Annotated in this window: 18 protein-coding genes and 1 tRNA gene; 3 read left to right on the top strand and 16 right to left on the bottom strand. The window is 67.5% G+C overall.

Annotated elements, in window-relative coordinates:
* Positions 1-36 precede the first annotated feature (36 nt).
* The 5 genes from CY652_RS06310 to CY652_RS06290 all read right to left on the bottom strand — a co-directional run bounded on the left by CY652_RS06310 (position 37) and on the right by CY652_RS06290 (position 4,563).
* On the bottom strand, positions 37-993 hold the full coding sequence (locus tag CY652_RS06310) for a ribose-phosphate pyrophosphokinase (protein ID WP_102129842.1): 957 nt from the start codon (positions 991-993) through the stop codon (positions 37-39).
* Between the two features lie 43 nt (positions 994-1,036).
* Positions 1,037-1,113: transfer RNA gene (locus tag CY652_RS06305), tRNA-Gln, on the bottom strand.
* A 52-nt stretch (positions 1,114-1,165) separates the two neighbouring features.
* Positions 1,166-2,047: a 4-(cytidine 5'-diphospho)-2-C-methyl-D-erythritol kinase gene (gene ispE / locus CY652_RS06300; RefSeq protein ID WP_102129841.1), complete on the bottom strand. Its 882-nt coding sequence runs from the start codon at positions 2,045-2,047 to the stop codon at positions 1,166-1,168.
* A 21-nt stretch (positions 2,048-2,068) separates the two neighbouring features.
* Positions 2,069-2,719, bottom strand: coding sequence for a lipoprotein insertase outer membrane protein LolB (lolB, locus tag CY652_RS06295; RefSeq protein ID WP_102129840.1), 651 nt, complete (start codon positions 2,717-2,719; stop codon positions 2,069-2,071).
* On the bottom strand, positions 2,719-4,563 hold the full coding sequence (locus tag CY652_RS06290; protein WP_102129839.1) for a tetratricopeptide repeat protein: 1,845 nt from the start codon (positions 4,561-4,563) through the stop codon (positions 2,719-2,721). Before CY652_RS06290 ends, lolB begins: the two co-directional genes overlap by 1 nt.
* An 87-nt stretch (positions 4,564-4,650) precedes the next feature.
* On the opposite strand from CY652_RS06290, the gene mutM reads away from it, so the two are divergent.
* Together mutM and mutY are read left to right on the top strand one after the other, a co-directional pair.
* Complete coding sequence (mutM, locus tag CY652_RS06285; protein ID WP_102129838.1) at positions 4,651-5,481, top strand: bifunctional DNA-formamidopyrimidine glycosylase/DNA-(apurinic or apyrimidinic site) lyase; 831 nt, start codon at positions 4,651-4,653, stop codon at positions 5,479-5,481.
* A gap of 10 nt (positions 5,482-5,491) precedes the next feature.
* Positions 5,492-6,586 (top strand): A/G-specific adenine glycosylase, encoded by a 1,095-nt coding sequence (gene mutY / locus CY652_RS06280; protein WP_102129837.1) that lies wholly within the window; start codon positions 5,492-5,494, stop codon positions 6,584-6,586.
* A 21-nt stretch (positions 6,587-6,607) separates the two neighbouring features.
* On the opposite strand, the gene CY652_RS06275 is transcribed toward mutY, so the two are convergent.
* From CY652_RS06275 to kdsD, 11 genes are all read right to left on the bottom strand, one after another.
* Positions 6,608-7,243, bottom strand: a complete 636-nt coding sequence (locus CY652_RS06275) for an LON peptidase substrate-binding domain-containing protein (RefSeq protein WP_102129836.1) — start codon at positions 7,241-7,243, stop codon at positions 6,608-6,610.
* A gap of 41 nt (positions 7,244-7,284) precedes the next feature.
* On the bottom strand, positions 7,285-8,178 hold the full coding sequence (rapZ, locus tag CY652_RS06270; protein WP_102129835.1) for an RNase adapter RapZ: 894 nt from the start codon (positions 8,176-8,178) through the stop codon (positions 7,285-7,287).
* Between the two features lie 78 nt (positions 8,179-8,256).
* Positions 8,257-9,225 (bottom strand): HPr(Ser) kinase/phosphatase, encoded by a 969-nt coding sequence (hprK, locus tag CY652_RS06265; protein WP_102129834.1) that lies wholly within the window; start codon positions 9,223-9,225, stop codon positions 8,257-8,259.
* Positions 9,226-9,319: 94 nt separating this feature from the next.
* On the bottom strand, positions 9,320-9,775 hold the full coding sequence (gene ptsN / locus CY652_RS06260) for a PTS IIA-like nitrogen regulatory protein PtsN (protein WP_102129833.1): 456 nt from the start codon (positions 9,773-9,775) through the stop codon (positions 9,320-9,322).
* Between the two features lie 361 nt (positions 9,776-10,136).
* Positions 10,137-10,496 (bottom strand): ribosome hibernation-promoting factor, HPF/YfiA family, encoded by a 360-nt coding sequence (gene hpf / locus CY652_RS06255; RefSeq protein WP_102129832.1) that lies wholly within the window; start codon positions 10,494-10,496, stop codon positions 10,137-10,139.
* Between the two features lie 189 nt (positions 10,497-10,685).
* Complete coding sequence (locus CY652_RS06250; protein WP_102129831.1) at positions 10,686-12,212, bottom strand: RNA polymerase factor sigma-54; 1,527 nt, start codon at positions 12,210-12,212, stop codon at positions 10,686-10,688.
* A 286-nt stretch (positions 12,213-12,498) separates the two neighbouring features.
* Positions 12,499-13,281, bottom strand: coding sequence for an LPS export ABC transporter ATP-binding protein (gene lptB / locus CY652_RS06245; protein ID WP_102129830.1), 783 nt, complete (start codon positions 13,279-13,281; stop codon positions 12,499-12,501).
* Positions 13,278-13,949, bottom strand: coding sequence for a lipopolysaccharide transport periplasmic protein LptA (gene lptA / locus CY652_RS06240; protein WP_102129829.1), 672 nt, complete (start codon positions 13,947-13,949; stop codon positions 13,278-13,280). Before lptA ends, lptB begins: the two co-directional genes overlap by 4 nt.
* 42 nt (positions 13,950-13,991) lie before the next feature.
* Positions 13,992-14,591 (bottom strand): LPS export ABC transporter periplasmic protein LptC, encoded by a 600-nt coding sequence (gene lptC, locus CY652_RS06235; protein ID WP_102129828.1) that lies wholly within the window; start codon positions 14,589-14,591, stop codon positions 13,992-13,994.
* A complete protein-coding gene (locus tag CY652_RS06230; protein WP_102129827.1) occupies positions 14,588-15,136 on the bottom strand; it encodes a KdsC family phosphatase in 549 nt (182 codons plus the stop codon). The genes lptC and CY652_RS06230 overlap by 4 nt, the downstream gene beginning before the upstream one ends.
* Positions 15,136-16,119, bottom strand: coding sequence for an arabinose 5-phosphate isomerase KdsD (gene kdsD, locus CY652_RS06225; RefSeq protein ID WP_102129826.1), 984 nt, complete (start codon positions 16,117-16,119; stop codon positions 15,136-15,138). The genes CY652_RS06230 and kdsD overlap by 1 nt, the downstream gene beginning before the upstream one ends.
* A gap of 165 nt (positions 16,120-16,284) precedes the next feature.
* Between kdsD and CY652_RS06220 the strand changes: the two genes are divergently transcribed.
* Positions 16,285-18,297, top strand: coding sequence for a monovalent cation:proton antiporter family protein (locus tag CY652_RS06220; RefSeq protein WP_102129825.1), 2,013 nt, complete (start codon positions 16,285-16,287; stop codon positions 18,295-18,297).
* Positions 18,298-18,344 lie beyond the last annotated feature (47 nt).

Raw genomic sequence — 18,344 nt, 5'->3', positions numbered from 1 at the left:
GGCATCTTCGTGACGCCGCGGTCGTCGTCAATACTTTTAACTTTCCGCGAAGAGCGACATCACCGAGTCGCCGCGGCGAATCCGCGCGAACGTCTCGGCGAGCAGGTCCGCGTTCGAGAGGACGCGGATCTTCGGGCAGGCGCGCGTTTCCGCGCCAAGCGGGATGGTGTCGGTCACGACCAGTTCGTCGAGCTCCGACGAAGCGATCCGCTCGGCCGCGCCGCCCGAAAGCACCGGATGCGTCGCGTAGGCGAACACCTGCCTTGCGCCGCGCTCCTTGAGCACCTGGGCGGCCTTGCAGAGCGTGCCGGCCGTGTCGACCATGTCGTCCATGATGACGCAGGTGCGGCCTTCGACTTCGCCGATGATGTTCATGACCTCGGCCACGTTCGCCTTCGGACGGCGCTTGTCGATGATCGCGAGGTCGCAGGCGAGCTGTTTCGCGAGCGCGCGAGCCCGCACCACGCCGCCGACGTCGGGCGACACGACCATCAGGTTCTCGTGGTTCTGCTTGCGCAGATCGCCGAGCAGCACGGGCGTCGCGTAGATGTTGTCGACGGGGATGTCGAAAAAGCCCTGAATCTGGTCCGCGTGCAGATCCATCGTGATGATCCGCTCGACGCCGGCGATTTCCAGCATGTTCGCGACGACCTTGGCCGAGATCGCCACGCGCGCCGAACGCGGGCGGCGGTCCTGGCGGGCGTAGCCGAAGTACGGGATGGCGGCGGTGATCCGGCCGGCGGACGCGCGCTTGAGCGCGTCGACCATGATCATCAACTCCATCAGGTTGTCGTTCGTCGGCGCGCAGGTGGACTGCAGGACGAACACGTCCTTGCCCCGCACGTTTTCCTGGATCTCGACCTGGATTTCTCCGTCGGAGAAACGGCTGACCATGGCCTTGCCGAGGGGGATCCCGAGGATATTGACGACATTCTGGGCAAGCGCAGGATTGGCGTTGCCAGTAAAAACCATCAGGCCGTCATGGCTGCTCATCGTGCACCTGCGTTGGGCTGGAGGCGGAGAAATGCGAGATTTTTGGCAGGGGAGGAAGGACTCGAACCCTCGAATGCCGGAATCAAAATCCGGTGCCTTAACCAACTTGGCGACTCCCCTACGCTAACCTTGAGCTTCGCAGGACGGGTAGGGCCATCCGGCGATGCAAAACCTATGCCGCGAAAGCAAGGAGTGGATGCGTATCGAGACTGGTTGCCACCGCGCCGGCCCAGCCGGCCGGCAATCCGGCCCGCGCCGCTTCTGCTTCGGCAGCGCTGGCAAACGCGGCAAAAACGCTTGCCCCCGATCCGGTCATCCGTGCGGGCGCGATGTTATCAAACCATCCGAGCACCTGCGCGACTTCCGCGTATTTTTCCGCAACAACCCGCTGCATGTCGTTCTGGCCATAACTGTCCGGCCAACCTTCGCTGCAGTCTTGCTGTGCAAGAAAGTCCGTCATTGTGATGGGACTTGTGTCCCTTGTCAACGACTTCTCGGAAAAAATCGCGACTGTCGGAACATGTACTCGCGGCGTTACCACGAGGAAATGACGCCGCGGCAATTGTACTGCTTCGAGCGCTTCGCCCACCCCCTCGGCGAACGCGTTCCGGCCGAACACGAAGAAGGGCACGTCCGCGCCGAGCTTTAGCGCGAGCGCCTGAAGTTCGGCGCGCGAAAGGCCGAGTTTCCAGAGACGGTTCAGCGCAAGCAGCGTCGTGGCGGCGTCCGAGCTGCCGCCGCCGAGCCCGGCGCCCATCGGCAGGCATTTTTCGATGTCGATTTCGACGCCGGCCGCCGTGCCGGTGTGCTGCTTGAGCAGCGTGGCCGCGCGCACCGTCAGGTCGTGCTCGGCCGGCACGCCGTCCACGGCGGTCTTGCGCGCGATGCGGCCGTCGTCGCGCAGGGCGAAGTGCAGCGTGTCGCCCCAGTCGAGTAGCTGGAAGACGGTTTGCAGCGCGTGATAGCCGTCCGGGCGTCGTCCGGTGATGTGAAGGAACAGGTTCAGCTTGGCCGGCGCGAGACAATCCCGCAGCGCATCGTTCGTTTCGATCATGGTTTTTCCGCGTGCGGGGGCTTACTGGTCGAGCACGAGCTTGATTTCGAGCGGCGGATCCGTGCGGGTCAGATTCAGGCGCTTCACGCCCGTGGCCGGGGCGTTCGCATAGGCGAGATAGTCGATGGTCCAGCCGTCCTGGCGGATCTGCGAAAGGTGCGAGGTCTGCTGCGGATCGGCGCTCGTTTCGGCCGGCGAAGTCGGGGCGACGGACGGCTGCAGCCAGTAGCGCAGCCCTTCGACGGGCAGCGTGAAGCCGAGCGCGTTTTGCATCAGCGTCGAGACGTTGTCGGCGACGAGCGGTTGCCGGTTCGGCAGCTCGAGCATGGCCTCGGCCGGCGACGAGGTGACGATGGCCAGCGTCTGCCCGAACGGGTCGCGCAGTTGCAGCGTGATCGTGCTGCCGGCTTCCTTCCAGTCGAAGTTGCCGTACGCGTTTTGCTGGCGGCCGTACTGGTCGACGTACTGGACGGCGAAGCGGCCCTGGTACGCGCGGCTCGTCTGGGCCGTGAGCGCCGGGGCGGCGTTCGAGGTGGCAGATTCGTGCGGCGGCGTGGCGCAGCCTGCGAGGGCGAAGAGCGCGGCGACGGCAACCGCGCCCGCCGCGCGGCGGGCGCGGCCCGTTCGTGCGGCGGGCGCGGCGGCGCGCGGGTCAAAAACGGATGCGTGCATCAGAGATCGTTAATCTGGAAGCGCTTGAGCGTTTTCTGGAGCGTGTCGTTGTCGGGTTCGATCTTCAATGCTTCGCGCCAGGTGGCGAGAGCTTCGGTCTGGTCCCCGTTTTTCCACAGGACTTCGCCCAGATGCGCGCCGATTTCGGCGTTCGGCTGGAGGCTGAATGCCCGGCGCAGCAGCTTGATGGCGTCGCCCGTGTCGCCGAGCCGGTACTTGACCCAGCCGACGCTGTCCATGATGAACGCGTCGTCGGGCGCGAGCGACGACGCCTTCTCGACCAGCTTGTCCGCTTCCTGGAGGCGCTCGTTGCGATCGGCGAGCGAGTAGCCGAGCGCGTTGTAAGCTTCCGGATTGTCGGGCTCCGTGCGGATCAGCTTGCGCAGCTCCGTTTCCATGACGTCGTAATGGCCGTTCTTTTCGGCGGCCATCGCGTAGTCGTAGGCGAGGTCCGGGTCGTCCGGGAAATCGGTCGTTGCCTTCGCGAGCCGCGCCTCGGCCTCCGGATAGCGCTTCGCGTCGAACAGGATCGCCGCGTCGGTGCGTGCGATCACTGCTTCGTCGCGCGGGTCGGTCGTGTCGATGTTGGCGAGGAGCTGGCGCGCATCGTCGACCTTGCCTTCCTGGTCGAGCAATTGCGCGCGCGCGATCTGCGCGGGAATGTACTGCTGGCTCGCCGGCGTGACGTGGTTGAGCCAGTCGTTCGCGGCCCCGTTGTTCTTCTGCTGGGCGGCGAGTTGCGCAAGGTAAAGGTAAGCCTGGCCGGGGTCCGCGCCGGGCGTCTTCCCGGCCTGCTGTGCGTACTGGGTCAGGTATTTCTGCGCGTCGCCGTACTTCTTCTGCTGGATGTCGATCAGCGCGAGCGCCATCAACGGCATCAGGTCGGTGCCGTCGTCCCGGTGCATGATCTCGAACTGCTTCTGCGCATCGTCGAGACGGTTCGCCGAGAGATAGGTCTGCGCGAGCGCGAGATGGCCGTCGTGCGATTTCGGATTCTGCTGCACGTACTTTTCGATCGCGGCGATGCCTTCGTCGCGCTCTTCCGGCCCCATCTGCGAGAGCATCAGCGCGGCCGGCAGATAGTCGGGCTGGATCGCGAGCGCCTGCTCGAACGACTTGCGCGCGCCCGGCGCGTCGTCGGCCAGCAACTGCTGGCGGCCGACCGCGAGCTGGGCCTCGGGGCGGTTCATGTCGTTCTTGAGCAGATCCCTCAGCACCTCGAGACCGCCGGCGCGGTTCGGGCCGCGCGAGAGCAGCAACTGCAGCGACTGGATCGCGTTGCTGCGGTTGTCGGCCGGCACCCGCGCCAGTTCGCGCGCGAGCAGCGGCTCGGCGTCTTCGGGGCGGCCCGAGAACACGAGCAGCGAGGCGTCGAGCTGCACGGCGCGCTCGGAGTCCGGCGCGTACTGCTGCCAGAGCTGCGCGGCGTTGAGCGCGTCGGACGGGCTCTGCGCGGCGAGCGCGATTTCGGTCGCGCGTTCGGCCATGCGCGGGTCGTGCGTCTCGTGGGCGAGCGAGAGATAGGTCTGGTAGGCCGGCGCCGGCTGATTGCGCTGCAGCGCGATTTCGGCCGCGAGCACCTGGAACACGATCTGGCTCGACAGATCGACCTTCGGCAGATCCTTCTGCTCGTCGGCGGATTCCGGGCCGAACGGGTCCGGCAGCGAGACGGTGCTGTCGTCCGTGTCGGGGGCCGAATCCTGCGCGTAAGCGCTGGAGGCGGTCAGGGCCCACGCCGCGAGAACCGCCGCGCCGACCACTCGGCGCACGGAAACGGCAGCGGACAGGCGCGGCAGCGCCGCTCGCCGGCGCTTTGCAAACAGTTTCACGAAAGACAGCTCCATGGAGTGGCGTCGAATGTTTCGGTCGATTGTAACGCGCTCGCTACAATACGCGCACCAACCAACACGCAAGTTGCAGACCTGTCAGACATGCCCGAGTTGCCGGAAGTCGAAGTAACGCGCAGAGGAATCGAGCCGTGGGTGGCCGGACGCCGCGTCGAGCGCGTCGACGTGCGTACGGGCGCGTTGCGCTGGCCCGTGCCGCCCGCGCTCGCGGCCCTGCTCGGCGGGCGCACGATCCGCCGGGTCGGGCGGCGCGGCAAATATCTGCTGCTCGAAGTCGACGAGGGCTGGTGCATCGTTCATCTGGGCATGACGGGCACGTTGCGCGTGCTGCGCAACGTGCCGAAGCCGCCCGCGGCGGCGAAGCACGATCACGTCGACTGGATTTTCGACGACTTCGTGCTGCGTTTTCGTGACCCGCGCCGCTTCGGCGCCGTGCTCTGGCATTCGCGCGAGGCGGGCGACGTGCTCGGCCATCCGCTTCTCGCGAGGCTCGGCATCGAGCCGTTCGCGCAGTCGTTCTCGGGCGTGCTGCTCCATCGCGAGACGCGCGGCCGCAAGGTTTCCGTCAAGCAGGCGCTGCTCGCGGGCGACATCGTCGTCGGCGTGGGCAACATTTACGCGTCCGAAAGCCTTTTCCGGGCCGGCATCCGGCCGACCACGCCGGCCGGGCGCATCTCGCTCGCGCGTTACGAACTGCTTGCGGAGGCGGTGCGCGCCACGCTTGCCGCCGCGATCGAGAAGGGCGGCAGCACGCTGCGCGACTTCGTGGGCAGCAACGGCGAGAGCGGCTACTTCCAGCTCGAATACTTCGTCTACGACCGCGCGGGCCAGCCGTGCCGCGTGTGCGGCTCGCCGGTCCGGCAGATCGTGCAGGGCCAGCGCTCCACCTACTACTGTCCGCGCTGCCAGCGCTGATTCTTCGATCATGTCCGAACGCCCTTTTTCCCCGCCGCCGTCCGCCGGGTTCGCCGCCACGCTCATCGGCTGGCAGCGCGTGCACGGCCGCCACGACCTGCCGTGGCAGAACACGCGCGACCCCTACCGGATCTGGCTGTCCGAGATCATGCTGCAGCAGACCCAGGTGTCGACCGTCATTCCGTATTACGCGCGATTTCTCGGGCGCTTTCCCGACGTCGGCGCGCTGGCCGCTGCGCCGCTCGACGACGTGATGGCGCTCTGGGCCGGGCTCGGCTATTACTCGCGGGCGCGCAATCTGCACCGCTGCGCGCAGGCCGTCGTCGAGCGGCACGGCGGCGCGTTTCCCGATTCGGTCGAGGCGCTGGCGGAGCTGCCGGGCATTGGCCGGTCCACGGCGGCGGCCATCGCGTCGTTCGCGTTCGGCGCGCGCGCGACGATTCTCGACGGCAACGTGAAGCGCGTGCTCGCGCGCGTGTTCGGTATCGAAGGGTTTCCGGGCGAGAAGCGCGTCGAGAATGCAATGTGGGCGCTGGCCGAATCGCTCGTGCCGGGCGTCGACGCGAGCGACGAAGACGTGAGTGCCTATACGCAGGGATTGATGGACCTCGGCGCGACGCTCTGCGTGCGCGGCAAGCCCGCGTGCGTGCGCTGTCCGTTCGCGGCCGATTGCGTCGCGAACGTGACGGGCCGGCAGCGCGAACTGCCGGCCGCGAAGCCGAGAAAAGCCGTGCCGACGCGGCGCACCTGGATGCTCGTGCTGCTCGACGGCGACGCGGTGATGCTCGAGAAGCGTCCGCCTTCGGGCATCTGGGGCGGGCTCTGGAGCCTGCCCGAAGCCGGCGACGAAAGCGCGCTCGGCGCGCGCGCGCAGTCGTTTGGCGCGCGGGGCAACGCAACGCCGCTTGCGCCGTTCAGCCATACGTTCACGCATTTCCGGCTCGATATCGAGCCGCGCATGATCGAGATGGAGCAGGACGCGCTCGCGCGAGTCGATCTGCCGGACGCGGAAACCGCCTGGGTGGCGCTGCGCGAGATCGAGGCGTTCGGCGTGCCGGCGCCGGTACGCAAGCTGCTCGACAGCCTGCGCGGGTCTTTGCTTTAGCGGTCGGTTGACGCGCCGGGGCTAGAGCAGTTGATGCTGCCGCATGTAGTGGTGAACCACGTCGATTCGCGCGCCCGCGTCGGTGAGTTCCATCAGCTTCTGGCGCGCGCGCAGCGGGATCGGCAGCACCTCGGCGAGCCGGTTCGACACCCATGACGGGTCGTCGAGCCTGAACGGCTCCGCGAACGGCACGCCGTCCGGGTCACGCGAGCGGATCGTCGCGATGATCCGCTCGAGCACCTCCGCGCAGGCGCCGAAGCAGGCGAGCCGGTCCTGGCCTTCGAGCGGCGTGTCGTCGGCGAGCGGCTCGGCCATGCCGACCAGCAGACCGCTCGCTTCGACGCGGTGCGAAAGCAGCCGGAAGCGCCGCGTGCCGTGCGCGCGGATCAGCAGCATGCCGAAGGTCTCGACGTCGCACTGGTCGATTTCGGCGAGGCATCCCACCGTTTCCGGCACGGCGGGCTCGTCCGGCTGAGCGACCTCGGTGCCGCTCTTGAGCAGACAGACGCCGAACGGCGTCTGCTCGCGCAGGCAGGCGCGGGCCATGTCGAGATAGCGCGCCTCGAAAATCTTCAGGGGCAGCAACCCGCCGGGAAACAGCACCGTATGCAGCGGAAAGAGCGGCAAATCTGCCAGCACGGCGGGCGGGATGGGCATGGCGCAACGCTTATACGGTTAAGGCCGCGCGATGCGGCCGGTTAGGCGATCAGCCGGGACGAGTCGCCCACGTCGAGCGGCGCGTCCCGATGGCGCACGATCACGCTCGCCTCGCCCGCAAGGCGAGCGGCGAGCGTCTGCGCGATGAAGACCGAACGATGCTGACCGCCCGTGCAGCCGATCGCGACGGTCAGGTAGCTGCGGTTGTCGTCGCGAAACCGCGGCAGCCACTTCGCGATGAACGCGTGGATGTCCTCGATCATCTCGTTGACGGCCGGCTGCGCGGTCAGAAAATCGATGACCGGCTTGTCGAGCCCGGTGAGCGGACGCAGGCGGCCGTCGTAATACGGATTCGGCAGCGTGCGCACGTCGAACACGAAGTCGGCGTCGAGCGGCACGCCGCGCTTGAAGCCGAACGACTCGAACGTGAGCGCGAGCGCGCCGCGCTCCTCCTCGACGAAGACCTTGACCCAGGCGCGCAGCGCGTTCGCGCTCAGGTTGCTCGTGTCGATCTGGTGGCCGAATTCCGCGAGGTTCGACACGAGTTCGCGTTCGTGCTCGATCGCTTCCTCGAGCGACTTCAGCATGCCCACGTTCGCGTCGTGCGTGCTCGAGCCCGAGAGCGGATGCCGGCGGCGCGTTTCGGAAAAGCGCTGGATCAGCGCCTGGGTGCTCGCGTTCAGGAACAGCACGCGCACGTCGTTGCGTTGCGCGAGCGCGCCGATCATTTCGGGTATGCCGTCGAACGACGAGCTCGAACGCGCGTCGATCGCGACGGCGAGACGCGCGTAGCCCTCGTTGGCGAGGTGTTCGGCGAGCTGCGGCAGAAAACGGGGCGGCAGGTTGTCGACGCAGAAGTAACCCACGTCCTCGAGCGCGTTGAGCGCCACCGATTTGCCGGAGCCTGAAATGCCGGTGATCAGGATGATGCGCATGGGAAGTCGGAAAACCCGGTTCCGGCCATCATAGCATCTGCCTCGCGCAATCGGGACGCCCCGCGCAGGCCGCGCCGGTCAGACGAGCTTGCCCGGAAACTGGCTGTCGGGGTCCTGCATGGCGAGCCGCTGGCGGTCCATGAAGTCCCGCAGCGTGTCGATGCCGCGCAGTTGCAGGATCGTGTTGCGCACGGCGGCTTCGACGAGCACCGCGAGGTTGCGGCCGGCCGCAACCTGAATCGTCACCTTGCTGATCGGCAGGCCGAGCACGTCGACCGTCTGGCTTTCGAGCGGCAGGCGCTGGAATTCGCCGTCCGGGCGGCGCACGAGCTGGACGATCAGCTTGAGCTTCATTTTGCGGCGCACGGCCGTCTCGCCGAAAATCGTCTTGATGTCGAGCAGGCCGAGGCCGCGCACTTCGAGCAGGTTCTGCAGGAGCGGCGGGCAGCGGCCCTCGACGAAGTCGGGGCCGAGCCGCACGAAGTCCACGGCGTCGTCGGCGACGAGGCCGTGGCCGCGGCTGATCAGTTCGAGCCCCAGTTCGCTCTTGCCGAGGCCCGAGTCGCCCGTGAGCAGCACGCCCATGCCGAGAATGTCGAGGAACACGCCGTGCAGCGTCGCGCGCGGCGCGAGGATGCGCGACATGTAGAGGCGCAGGCTGTCGATGACGGCAGCGGCCGACATCGGCGTGGTGAAGAGCGGCGTCGACGAGCGGGTACAGCGCAGCACCAGTTCGGGCGGCGCGGCGACGCCGCCGGCGACGACGAGAAACGGCGGCTCGAGCGCGATCAGCTCGGCCATGTGGCGCGAGCGGTCTTCCTCGGTCTGGCGGTGGTAGTAGTGGATTTCGGCTTCGCCGAGCACCTGGATGCGGTTCGGGTGAATCAGGTTCAGGTGGCCGACGAGGTCCGCGCTCGAGGTCGCGGTGGCGACGCTCTCGGCCGGGAAGCCGCGCTCCCAGCCCTCGTGACCGGTCAGCCAGCTCAGTTTCAGCGTGGCGGCGTTGTCGTCGAAGATGCTTTGGGCGTTGATGCTGGAAGTGTCCATGAGTCGGTGACTCCGTAGTGGGCCGCTGGCTGCGCGAGCTTCGCCGGTCAGGTGTGCGAGGCCGCCTGCGCGGCGCGGGAGCGGGCGCCCGGCATCAAGGTTGCCACTGGGTGAGCAGGCGATGCAACGTCTCGCGGTCCTGCTCCGTATGCAGACGCTCGCGCGTGTCGCGATCGGACAGCAGTTGCGCGATCTCGGACAGGATGTCGAGGTGCTGCTGCGTGGCCTGCTCGGGCACGAGCAGGAAGATCAGCAGCGAAACCGGCTGACCGTCGGGCGCCTCGAACGGAATCGGCTCCGCGAGGCGCACGAACGCCGCGAGCGGCTGCTTCAGGCCCTTGATGCGGCCGTGCGGAATCGCCACGCCTTCGCCGAGGCCCGTGGAACCGAGGCGCTCGCGCGCGAAAAGATTGTCGGTGACCGTGCTGCGGGCGATGCCGTTCTGGTTTTCGAAGATCAGACCAGCCTGCTCGAAGACGCGTTTCTTGCTGGTAACGGCCAGGCCGACGACGACGTTCTCGAGAGGAAGTATTTTGGCTAAACGATTCATGTTTGCAGGCGAAAACGTGGCCTGAATGCTCCTCACCCCGGCGGCTGGCGGATGTCCCGCGCCGGAAGCGGACTGTCGCGATGCCCGAGCGTCGGGCGCCGCGGCAGGCGATGAAGCCCGGTGCCGAAACCCCGGGGCCGGAATACCCCGAAAAATGACGGGATCATTATAGAACAAGCGTATGCGCGGATGGTGCGATGCGCCATGTATCGCGGGCGTTCCGCGACGGGGCTTTCACGACTCCCGCGATGGTCCCGATTCCTGCGATTTCTCAGGCTTCCCCCATCCCTGCCCATGAAAAAACCGCCCGGCGTGCCGGGCGGTCTGTTCTGGAGGGTCGGCATGGCCGACGTGCTGCGCCTTACTGCGGCGGCGGCAACTCCACGCCGACCGCGCTCTGATGTTTGAGCGCGTCGTGCTGGTGTCCCTGGACGCGATCCTTGTGGCGCACGACCTGGCGGTCCAGCTTGTCGATCACGAGATCGATGGCCGCGTACAGGTCGCCGTTCGCGCTTTCCACGAAAATGTCCTTGCCCTTCAGATGAAGATTGACTTCGACCTTCTGCCGCCTGTCCTTTTCCCTGTAGTTGTCGACCGAGAGGACCACGTTCCCGTCGATGACCTGATCGAAATGCCTTAGCACCCTGTCCAGTTTGGTGATCACGTATTCTCGCAACGCCGGCGTCACTTCGAGATGGTGTCCACTGATCTTCAGATTCATCGTGCTTCTCCAGGCTGATGGCCGTCGGGAACGCGATGCGAGCGTGCAATGTGCCGGTCGATGGGCTCGCCGTGAACCGGGCCTGCAGGCAGGGGCGGCAAACGGCGGGATACCTCGGCCGGCCATCTTCGCCAACTAGCGCCGCGGCCGGGAACGGCCCGCGCGGAACCCCGACGAGGCCCGAACGGGCTAAAGAGACTTGCGCAGATTGACCGCCGGAATCTTCAGCGCTTCGCGGTACTTCGCGACGGTGCGGCGCGCGACCACGAAACCCTGTTCCGCCAGCAGCTCGGCTATGCGGCTGTCCGAAAGGGGCGATTTGGGGTTTTCAGCTCCTATCAGTTGCTTGATGAGCGCGCGAATGGCGGTGGAGGAGGCCGCGCCTCCCGTGTCGGTCGATACGTGAGATCCGAAGAAGTACTTAAATTCAAGCGTCCCGAACGGGGTGAGCATGTACTTACCGGTCGTCACACGCGAGACCGTCGACTCGTGCAAGCCCAGCGTATCAGCAATCTCCCGCAAAACCAAGGGGCGCATTGCAATTTCGCCGTGCACGAAAAAATTCTTCTGTCGCTCGACGATGGCCTGCGCCACGCGCAGAATCGTCTCGAAGCGCTGCTGAATATTCTTGATCAGCCAGCGCGCTTCCTGCAGTTGCTGGCGCAGCGAACCGCTGCCCGGATCGCCGCGGTTGTTGCGCAGGATGTTCGCATAGAGATGGTTGATCCGCAGCTTCGGCACGACTTCGGGATTCAGCTCGGCGTGCCAGTTCTGGCCGATTTTTTTGACCATGATGTCGGGCACCACGTAGTCGGCTTCGGCCTTGCCGTAAGCTGCGCCCGGGAACGGTTCGAGCGAGCGGATCAGCGCGTGCGCGTCGCGCAGCGCGTCGTCGCTCGCTTTCAGGTGTTTGCGCAGCCGCGTGAAGTCGCGCGTCGCGAGCAGTTCGAGGTGATGCGACACGATCTCGAGCGCGAGCGTGCGCGTTTCCGAAGGCGCAAGGCGCAGCAGTTGCAGCTTCAGGCATTCGGAGGCCGAGCGCGCGCCGACGCCCGCCGGATCGAAACTGTGCAGCAGCGCGAGCGCGGCGTTCAGCTCGTCGGTATCGACTTCGAGCTCTTCGGGCAGGTCGGCGAGAATTTCGTCGAAGGTCGCGCCGAGGTAGCCGTCGTCGTCGAGCGATTCGATGAGGAACGTGATGAGCGCGCGGTCGCGCGGGCTCGCCTGGGTGACGCGCAACTGCGCCGTCAGATGGTCGCGCAGCGTGGTCGTCGATTCGTGGATCTGCAGCGGCGGCAGGTCGTCGTCGTCGGACGCATTGCCCGAGCGGCCGAAGTCGTCGAGGTTCCACTGGCTCGCGTCGCCGTTCGCATCGGCGTTCAGGCCGTTGTACTCGTCGACGCCCTGCGGTTCGCCGTCGCCGCGCTCGCCGTTGGCCGTACCGTTGCCGGTCGTCGCCGTGGCGGCCGAACCGCCCGCCATCCCCTCGGACCCGGCCGTCGTGGGCGGCTGGGCGATCAGCGAGCCGTCGGAGGCGACGCGCAGCGGGCTCGCGATCCAGTCGTCCTCGTTTTCGAGCAGCGGGTTCTGGGCGATCGCCGCCGCAACCTCCTGTTGCAGTTCGAGCGTCGACAATTGCAGCAGCCGGATCGACTGTTGCAATTGTGGAGTCAGCGCAAGATGCTGCGAGAGGCGGAGTTGGAGGCTGGCTTTCATGGCGATGTGCGAATCATTGTAAAGAGTTTGCCACGCCCGCGATACCTCGCCGCGCCCGCGACGGGGGCGATCGGGGATGGCCGGAGCACGGCCGTGCGCGGGGCGCAAAGGGGACGGACGCGGAAAGCTCGCGCCGTGCCGGACAGGGCGCCCGGAGCCGGTTTGCCGGAACGATTGCCGGCGCGGGTTCGCCGGCAGGGAAGGGCGGCGGAGCGGGATAGCGCGCCGCGCGGGTCGGAGAGGCTTGTTCGCGTCTTGCGCGGTCCGCCGTGAGCCCCGTGTTCCGTTACATGCGGAAATGTTCGCCGAGATAGACGCGGCGTACGCTTTCGTTCTCGATGATGTCGCCGGGCGCGCCCGCCGCGAGGACGGAGCCGTCGCTGATGATGTAGGCGTGGTCGCAGATGCCGAGCGTTTCGCGCACGTTGTGGTCCGTGATGAGCACGCCGATATTGCGCTGTTTCAGAAACTTGACGATCTTCTGGATTTCCAGCACGGCGATCGGGTCCACGCCCGCGAACGGCTCGTCGAGCAGGATGAAACTGGGGTCGGTTGCGAGCGCGCGCGCGATTTCGACCCGGCGTCGCTCCCCGCCCGACAGCGACAGCGCCGTGTTGTTGCGCAGATGGGTGATCTGCAGCTCGTCGAGCAGCGCCTCGGCGCGCGCGGTCATCACGTCCTTCGAGAGACGCTTGCCGTTTTCGTCGTGCTGGAGTTCGAGCACCGCGCGGATGTTCTGCTCGACGGACAGCTTGCGGAACACCGACGCTTCCTGCGGCAGGTACGACAGGCCGAGCGAGGCGCGCTTGTGGATCGGCAGCAGGCTGATCGACTGGCCGTCGAGGTCGATCTCGCCGGCGTCGAGCGGCACGAGCCCGACGATCATGTAGAACGACGTGGTCTTGCCCGCGCCGTTCGGGCCGAGCAGGCCGACCACCTCGCCGCTCTTCACGTCGAGCGAGACGTCCTTCACGACGGTGCGCGACCCGTAGCGCTTCTTGAGGTTGCGCACGGCGAGAGAGCTCGTCGTGCCGGCCGGCTGGCGGTTGTGCAGGGCGGTGGCGCTCATTGTTGCGGCGCCTCCTGCAGCGTGGTCGAGGGCGCGAGCGTGGCCGACGCGCCCGTGAGCGGCGCCGCGCCGCCGTTGCTCGGCGAGAGCATCGCGCGCACGCGTCCGGTCGGGTTGCCGGGGCCCGCGACGTCCTTGCCGGCCTTCGCCGTGTAAAAGTCGTTCTGGCCGTCGTAGGTGATGACGCTGCCGTGCACCTGGTCCATCACGGTCGTGAGGCCCTGCAGGCGACGCACCGTGGCGTTGGTCGTGAGCGTGGTCAGGTCCTGCTTGCCGTCGTAGTCGATGCGCTCGGCGTTGCCGTCGATGTACTCGTTGACCCCCTCGCGCTTCTGGCGGAAGTAGGCGAGCGTGCTGCCCGTCACGGTGCCCGTCGCGTACTGATAGCCTTCCGGGTCCTGATGGACGACGAGCTTGTCGGCCTTGATCAGGATGGTGCCCTTGGTCGCGACGACGTGGCCCGTGAACACCGTCACCTGCTTCAGGTCGTCGTAGGTCATGTTGTCCGCCTCGATGTTGAGCGGCTTGTCGCGGTCGGCGCGCTCCGCGTGGGCGGGGCTCGCGAAGGCGAGCGGCAGCGCCGCGGCAAGTGCGCACAGCATCGCGAAGGCCGCGCGGCGCAGGCGCTGCGCGCGGCCGGACAGGGAGCGGGGGAGCGATTCGTTCATGCAGTCACGCCTGGAATGGCTGGAGTGGACGGTTCCGGGGTGTCAGGAGGAGCCGCCGGAATCAGCCGGGGCGATCGTGCCCCGGACGTTGCCGTAGAGCTTGATGACCCGGGTGACGTTGTTGTAGTTCATGCCGTTGGTGGCCGTCGCGATAGACTGGCCGCGCTGAAGTTTAACCGGCTTTTCGGTCAGGATGACATCGTCGTTGACGAGCACGTGGAAATGCTCGGAATCGGCCTGCATCCGCGGGTCGCCGAAGCCGGCGTCGCGCACGATGCGCGCGTGGTCGTACAGGTCGACGATCGACGCGTCGCCGTTGACGGTGCCGCGCAGCCCCGTGGCCGTCACGACCGGCTTGCCGGGCTGGAACGCGCGCACGGCCGGCAGCGTGAGGTCGCTGTTCTGGTCGTCCTCGTAATGGACGAGATGGGTGGCCGTCAGGCGGTACTGCGTCGAGCCGGACTGGTCGAGCTCCGAGACCGAGAAGTTGTCGGCGAAATAGTCGGGCGTGTGCGTGAGCGGGCGCTCGGGCTGATTGTCCGGCGCCGGCCGCGTCGCTTCCAGCAGCCACCACGTGAGGGCCGCGAGCACGGCTATGGCGACGACCGGAATCAGCGACGTCAGTTGAAACTTCGGGTTCATCCGTGCGTGGCTCCGCAGGCCGCGGCGAGCATCGCCTCGTAGCGGCCCTGCGCGCGCAGCAGCAGATCGCAGAGCTCGCGCGCGGCGCCGTGGCCGCCGCGCGCGCGGCTCACCCAGTGCGCGCGGGAGAGCACCTCGGGGTGCGAGTTGGCCGGTGCCGCCGCGAGGCCGCACTGGAGCATGACGGCGAGGTCGGGCCAGTCGTCGCCCATGTAGCCGCAGGCCTCGGGCGCGACGCCGGTGTCGGCGAGCAGTTGCGCGAACGCGACGCGCTTGTCCTCGACGCCCTGGAAGACGTGCGGGATCCTGAGCTCCTTCGCGCGGACCGCGACGATTTCCGAGTGCCGGCCCGTGATGATGGCCGTCTCGATGCCGGCCTCGCGCAGCAGCTTCGCGCCGTAGCCGTCGAGCGAGTTGAACGACTTCATCGTGTCGCCCGCGCCCGTGAACATCAGGCCGCCGTCGGTCAGCACGCCGTCGACGTCGAAAATCATCAGGCGCACGCGGGCGGCGCGGGCGGTAGCGTCAAGTTCCGGTGCGGCCATCAGATCACCTTCTTCGAAAACAGGTCGTGCATGTTAAGGGCACCGATCAGCTTGCCGGCCGTATCGACGACCAGCATCTGATTGATTCGGTGGCGCTCCATCAGTTCCACGGCCTCGACCGCGAGCTGGTCGGGGCCGATCGTGCGCGGCGAGTGCGTCATGACCGACGCGATCGGCAGCGTGCGGAAGTCGCCGGCCCGCTCGAGCACGCGGCGCAGGTCGCCGTCGGTGAAAATACCGCTCACGCGGCCGGCTTCGTCGACGATCGCCGTCATGCCCATGCGCCTGGCCGTGAGCTGGAAGAGCGCGTCGCTCACCGTCGCGTCGGGCAGTACGCGCGGCACCTGTTCGCCGGTGCGCATCACGTCGCGCACGTAGGTGAGCAGACGCCGGCCCAGCGTGCCGCCGGGGTGCGAGCGCGCGAAGTCGTCGGGGCCGAAGCCGCGCGCGTCGAGCACGGCCACCGCGAGCGCGTCGCCGAGCGCGAGCGCCGCGGTGGTGCTCGCCGTGGGCGCGAGGTTCAGCGAGCAGGCTTCCTTCTCGACGGCCGAGTTCAGATGCACGTCGGCGAGCTGGGCCAGCGTCGAGCCGGGCCGGCCCGTCATCGCGACGAGCTTCGCGCCGAGGCGCTTGACGAGCGGCAGGATCGTCACGAGCTCTTCCGATTCGCCGGAGTTCGACATCGCGATGAAAACGTCGTCGGCCGTGACCATGCCGAGGTCGCCGTGGCTGGCTTCCGCCGGGTGGACGAAGAAGGCCGGCGTGCCGGTGGAAGCCAGCGTGGCGGCCAGTTTGCGGGCAATGTGGCCCGATTTGCCGATGCCGGAGACGACCACGCGGCCCCGACAGTTGAGGATGAGATCGAGGGCGCGGACGAAACTCTCGTCGAGCCGCTCGCGCAGCCCGAAAACTGCGTCGGCTTCGATCTGGAGCACGTCGCGGGCCAGCGACAGTGCCCGATCGCCATTGATTTTCGCTATCATTCGCGGAGTATAGCAAAGGCGTTTGTTCGCCGCGCCGGCGCTCCGGTCACGGGCCGCGCGCCGGCGGCTGCCCGCGCCGGCCGCCCGATTCCGCCCAGGTTCGCGAGCCCGACCGTGCCGGGCGCCGCGCGCCGGTATCGCTGACGAACGAGGACGCTTTTCACGATGATCTCCCCGCTGGAAATGACGCTGTTCCTGCTGCTCGCTTCGGTGGCCGGCGTCGTGCTGTTCCGCTCCCTGAACCTGCCGCCCATGCTCGGCTACCTGAGCGTGGGCATCGTGGTCGGCCCGCACGCGCTGCGCATCGTGCCGGACCTGCAGGGCGCGCAGAACCTGGCGGAGTTCGGCATCGTGTTCCTGATGTTCTCGGTCGGCCTCGAGTTCTCGCTCGCGAAGCTGCGCGCGATGCGCCAGGCGGTGTTCGGGCTCGGCCTGCTGCAGGTGCTCGGCACGATCCTCGTCGCGCTGCTCGTCGGCACGGTGCTGGAGCACTGGGTGCACCTCACCTGGCAGGGCTGCGTCGCGCTCGGCGGCGCGCTCGCGATGTCCTCGACGGCCATCGTGAGCAAGATGCTCGCGGAGCGGCTCGAGATCGAGTCCGCGCACGGCCGCAACATCTTCGGCGTGCTGCTGTTCCAGGACCTCGCCGTGGTGCCGCTCCTCATCATCATCGCCGCGTTCGGCGGCAGCCAGGCGTCGCTCGTCGTCGAACTCGGCTTCGCGTTCCTGAAGATCGTCTGCGCGCTCGGGCTGCTGCTCATCGTCGGACAGCGCTTCATGACGCGCTGGTTCAACGTCGTCGCGCGGCGCCGCTCGCAGGAACTGTTCGTGCTGAACGTGCTGCTCGTCACGCTCGGCGCGGCGTTCATCACCGACCGGTTCGGCCTGTCGCTCGCGCTCGGCGCCTTCATTGCCGGCATGCTGATCGCCGAGACGCCGTACCGGCATCAGGTGGAAGAGGACATCAAGCCGTTTCGCGACGTGCTGCTCGGCCTGTTCTTCGTGACGACCGGGATGCTGCTCGACCCGCTCGTGATCTGGCGTCACCCGCTCATCGTGCTGGCGTTCCTCGTCGGGCCGGTGCTGCTCAAGGCGGTCATGATCACGGCGCTCGCGCGCCTGTTCGGTTCCGCGCCCGGCGTCGCGATGCGCACGGGCCTCGGGCTCGCGCAGGCCGGCGAGTTCGGCTTCGTGCTGCTGAACCTGATTCTCGACCAGCACCTCGTCGACGCCACGCTCATGCAGGCGATCCTCGCGGCCATGCTGCTCTCGATGCTGGCCGCGCCGTTCCTGATCCAGAACGCGGACCGCATCGTGCTGCGCTTCTCCTCGACGGAATGGATGCAGCAATCGCTGCAGATGACGCGCATCGCGACGGAAAGCCTCAAGCAGAGCGGCCACGTCATCATCTGCGGATACGGCCGGGCCGGCCAGAATCTCGCGCGCATGGTCGAGCACGAAGGGCTCTCCTACGTGGCGCTCGACCTCGACCCGGACCGCGTGAGCGCGGCCGCGACGGCCGGCGAATCGGTGGTGTACGGCGATGCCGCGCGGCGCGAATCGCTCGTCGCGGCGGGCATTCACCGCGCGGCGTCGGTGGCGATCACCTACGCGAATACGCAGTCGGCGCTGCGCGTGCTTCACCACGTCCACGAACTCGAGCCCACGCTGCCGGTGATCGTGCGCACGGTCGACGACGCCGATCTCGAACGCCTGCTCGCGGCGGGCGCGACCGAGGTGATTCCCGAGATCGTCGAGGGCAGCCTGATGCTCGCCTCGCACATGCTCGTGCTGATGGGCGTGCCGATGCGGCGCGTGGTGCGCCGCGTCGAGGAGATGCGCAACGAGCGCTACAGCCTGTTGCGCGGCTATTTTCACGGCACGGACGACGTCGACGACGACGGCCACGAGCAGGTGCGGCTACAATCGGTGCCGGTCGACGCGCGCGCGGACGCCGTGGGCCGCACGCTGGCCGAACTCGGGTTGTACGCGCTCGGCGTCGAGGTGACGGCGATCCGCCGGCACAGCATTCGCGGCGTCGAGCCCGACCCGGACACGGTGCTGCGCGAAAACGACATCGTCGTGCTGCGCGGGTTGCCGGAGCCGCTCGCGCTGGCCGAAGAGCGCCTGTCGCGGCACCGCCGCGCGGGCGTCGGGAGCGGCGCGCACGCGCCTTGAGCGCCGGCGGCGGCGCCCGATTGCGGACGGAAGCGGCCATTGCCGCG

This window comes from Burkholderia sp. WAC0059 (assembly GCF_002870125.1).
Classification (GTDB): Bacteria; Pseudomonadota; Gammaproteobacteria; order Burkholderiales; family Burkholderiaceae; genus Paraburkholderia.
The sequence above is the reverse complement of the archived record's forward strand: the minus strand, read 5'-3'. Positions and strand labels throughout refer to the sequence as shown.

Coding starts and splice junctions, on each gene's coding strand:
- CY652_RS06310 (WP_102129842.1), bottom strand. CDS start 993: ATGAGCAGCCATGACGGCCTGATGGTTTTTACTGGCAACGCCAATCCT.
- ispE (WP_102129841.1), bottom strand. CDS start 2,047: ATGATCGAAACGAACGATGCGCTGCGGGATTGTCTCGCGCCGGCCAAG.
- lolB (WP_102129840.1), bottom strand. CDS start 2,719: ATGCACGCATCCGTTTTTGACCCGCGCGCCGCCGCGCCCGCCGCACGA.
- CY652_RS06290 (WP_102129839.1), bottom strand. CDS start 4,563: ATGGAGCTGTCTTTCGTGAAACTGTTTGCAAAGCGCCGGCGAGCGGCG.
- mutM (WP_102129838.1), top strand. CDS start 4,651: ATGCCCGAGTTGCCGGAAGTCGAAGTAACGCGCAGAGGAATCGAGCCG.
- mutY (WP_102129837.1), top strand. CDS start 5,492: ATGTCCGAACGCCCTTTTTCCCCGCCGCCGTCCGCCGGGTTCGCCGCC.
- CY652_RS06275 (WP_102129836.1), bottom strand. CDS start 7,243: ATGCCCATCCCGCCCGCCGTGCTGGCAGATTTGCCGCTCTTTCCGCTG.
- rapZ (WP_102129835.1), bottom strand. CDS start 8,178: ATGCGCATCATCCTGATCACCGGCATTTCAGGCTCCGGCAAATCGGTG.
- hprK (WP_102129834.1), bottom strand. CDS start 9,225: ATGGACACTTCCAGCATCAACGCCCAAAGCATCTTCGACGACAACGCC.
- ptsN (WP_102129833.1), bottom strand. CDS start 9,775: ATGAATCGTTTAGCCAAAATACTTCCTCTCGAGAACGTCGTCGTCGGC.
- hpf (WP_102129832.1), bottom strand. CDS start 10,496: ATGAATCTGAAGATCAGTGGACACCATCTCGAAGTGACGCCGGCGTTG.
- CY652_RS06250 (WP_102129831.1), bottom strand. CDS start 12,212: ATGAAAGCCAGCCTCCAACTCCGCCTCTCGCAGCATCTTGCGCTGACT.
- lptB (WP_102129830.1), bottom strand. CDS start 13,281: ATGAGCGCCACCGCCCTGCACAACCGCCAGCCGGCCGGCACGACGAGC.
- lptA (WP_102129829.1), bottom strand. CDS start 13,949: ATGAACGAATCGCTCCCCCGCTCCCTGTCCGGCCGCGCGCAGCGCCTG.
- lptC (WP_102129828.1), bottom strand. CDS start 14,591: ATGAACCCGAAGTTTCAACTGACGTCGCTGATTCCGGTCGTCGCCATA.
- CY652_RS06230 (WP_102129827.1), bottom strand. CDS start 15,136: ATGGCCGCACCGGAACTTGACGCTACCGCCCGCGCCGCCCGCGTGCGC.
- kdsD (WP_102129826.1), bottom strand. CDS start 16,119: ATGATAGCGAAAATCAATGGCGATCGGGCACTGTCGCTGGCCCGCGAC.
- CY652_RS06220 (WP_102129825.1), top strand. CDS start 16,285: ATGATCTCCCCGCTGGAAATGACGCTGTTCCTGCTGCTCGCTTCGGTG.